The organism is Thermomonas sp., assembly GCF_047606765.1.
In the GTDB taxonomy this organism is placed as follows: Bacteria; Pseudomonadota; Gammaproteobacteria; order Xanthomonadales; family Xanthomonadaceae; genus Thermomonas.
Genome location: NZ_JASGED010000037.1, coordinates 1 through 2585, shown reverse-complemented (window position 1 = coordinate 2585; position 2585 = coordinate 1). Strand labels below are relative to the sequence as shown.

Annotated in this window: 2 protein-coding genes; both read left to right on the top strand. The window is 67.5% G+C overall.

Going from position 1 to position 2585, the window contains the following annotated elements; all coding sequences use genetic code 11:
* On the top strand, positions 1-226 hold a 226-nt coding region (locus QM612_RS03815), incomplete at its 5' end, for a DUF932 domain-containing protein (RefSeq protein ID WP_415252569.1).
* 75 nt (positions 227-301) lie between these two features.
* Complete coding sequence (locus QM612_RS03810; protein WP_415252568.1) at positions 302-2365, top strand: ParB N-terminal domain-containing protein; 2064 nt, start codon at positions 302-304, stop codon at positions 2363-2365.
* Positions 2366-2585 lie beyond the last annotated feature (220 nt).

Genomic DNA, 2585 nt, shown 5'->3' with positions numbered 1-2585 from the left:
CACCGAATCGCAAATCCTGATGCCGCGCCGGTTCGACGACCGCCGCCCGGACTTGTGGAGCGTGTTCAACCGCGCGCAAGAAAACCTGACCAAAGGCGGATTGCATGGCCGCAGTGCCAACGGACGCCGCCAGCAAACCCGCCCAGTGCAGGGCATTGATTCCGATGTGCGCCTCAATCGCGCCCTCTGGATGCTGGCCGATGGCTTGCGCCAGTTGAAAGCCTGACCCCTTCCGATGTTTCACCCGCTGGAGGGGCGGCTTCCCTTCCATTCCCTTGTTTCAATTGATTGGAGAATCACCATGAACGCCGTTACCCAAACCGAAGCCCGCTCCCTCAACACCGCCGCCGCTATCCCGCTGGAAGCCGCCGACCCGACCAAGAACCTGATTCTGGTTCCGCTGTCGCGGCTGGTGTCGCGTCCTGCTGGCCGCAACGTGCGCAAGACCCCGCGCATGTCCATTCCCGAACTCGCCGCCAGCATCCAGCGTGTCGGCCTGCTGCAAAACCTGATCGTGATTGCATCCGCCGATGGCGAGCATTACGAAGTCGTGGCCGGTGGCCGTCGCCTTGCGGCATTGAAGCTGCTGGCGAAGAAGCACCGCATTGGCAAGGAATGGGAGGTGCCTTGCCTGCTGGTGGCCGATGGCACGGCCCGAACCGCGAGCCTCACCGAGAACGTGCAGCGCGAAGCGATGCACCCGGCAGACCAGTTTGAAGCCTTCGCCGCGCTGGTGGCCGAAGGCCGCCCCATCGAGGACATTGCAGCGGATTTCAGCGTGTCCCCGCTGGTGGTTCAGCGCCGCTTGAAGCTGGCGAACGTCTCGCCGCGCTTGCTGGCCGACTACCGAGCCGAGGCCGTGACGCTCGATCAGTTGATGGCCCTTGCCATCACCGACGACCACGCCGCGCAGGAAAGCGCCTTCTATGACGCGCCAACGTGGCAGCGCCAGCCGTCCGCGCTGCGCGACCGCCTCACCGAAAGGGAAATCGACGCCTACCGTCATCCGCTGGTGCGTTTCGTCGGGCTGGACACCTACGAAGCCGCAGGCGGCGGCATCCGCCGCGACCTGTTCGCGGAAGGCGATGCGGGCGTGTATCTGACCGATGCCGCGCTGCTGGAACGGCTGGCGCAAGACCGGCTGGCGGGCATCGCCGCCGAGGTGAAGGCCGAAGGCTGGGCGTGGGTGGATGCCACGCCGGGCGTGACCCATGCCGACCTGCACGCCTTCCAGCGTGCGCCGAGGGAGCGGCGCGAACCGACCAAGCGCGAAGCGCAGCGCATCGAAAAGCTGCAATCCAAGATGCAGGAACTGGCCGCAGCCGTGGATGACGCGCTGGACGCCGACGACGAGGAAAAGGCCGACGCCTTGCAGGAAGAAGGCGAAGCCGTGGGCGAGCAGTTGCAGACGCTGGAAGATGGCTTGCAGGACTACAGCGCGACCGTGAAGGCCGCAGCCGGTGCCATCGTCACCATCGACCACAACGGGCAAGCCGTCATCCATCGCGGCCTGCTGCGCGAGGCCGAGGCCAAGGCGCTGCGCACGCTGGAACGCCTGCGCCAAGGTTTCAGCGGCGAGGAAGCCGGGAACGACGACGAAGGCGAGGACGGAGACAGCGAGGGGCTGCCCAAGACCGCCGCCATGTCCGACAAGCTGGCGCAGCGGTTGAGCGCCCACCGCACCGCCGCGCTGCAAATCGAAGTCGCCCGGCATCCGCAAGTGGCGCTGGCCGCGCTGGTGCATGGCATGGTGCAGACCGTCTTGCAGGGAAGCCACTACGGCCACGACCTGCCGCTGGGCGTGAGCCTGAAAGTGCAAGACCGGCTGGAAAGCCTTGCCCCGGACGTGTCGGAATCGTCTGCCGCCGTGGCGCTGCGCACCTTGCAGGAAGTCGCGGGCGAAGCCTTGCCGGAGGGCAGCGCCGAACTGTTCGCGGTGCTGCTGGCGAAGTCGCAAGACGAGCTGGTGCGGCTGCTGGCCGTCTGCGTCGCGGCCACGGTGGACGTGGTGACGCCGCGCGCCACGCAGCGCCAGCCCGGCGCGGAACTGGCGCAGGTCGTGGGGCTGGACATGGCCGTATGGTGGAAGCCGACCGCCGAGGGTTATTTCCAGCACGTACCGAAGGCCGCGATTCTGGAAGCGGTCGGGCAGTACGCCCCGGATCACGTCACCCGTCTGTCGAAGCTCAAGAAGGGCGACATTGCCAGCGAAGCCGAACGACTGGCCGAGGGGAGCGGCTGGATGCCTGCCGTGTTCCAGACCGGGCACCACACGGAGCCGGAAGGCGCGCCGGGTGCGGCGAGCGATGACGATGCGCAGGAAGATGCCGCCGACGAGGTGGGGGCTCACGCACTGGCCGCGTGATTCCGCAACCTGGCCCCGGCGCGTGGCGCCGGGGTTTTTCCCGAACCGGGCGCGGCAGGTCTGCCGCGCCCGGTTTCAACGTCCACAGCAAAATCGCCCCGTCGCCGCCTTCGGCCGGGCGGCGACGGGGCGGGCGCGCAACGGCGTTGCGCGCGGCACGGCGATCGGTGCCCGCTGACTGGGGCAGATTTTGACGAAGCCTCGCCAAGTGGCAGGCCTT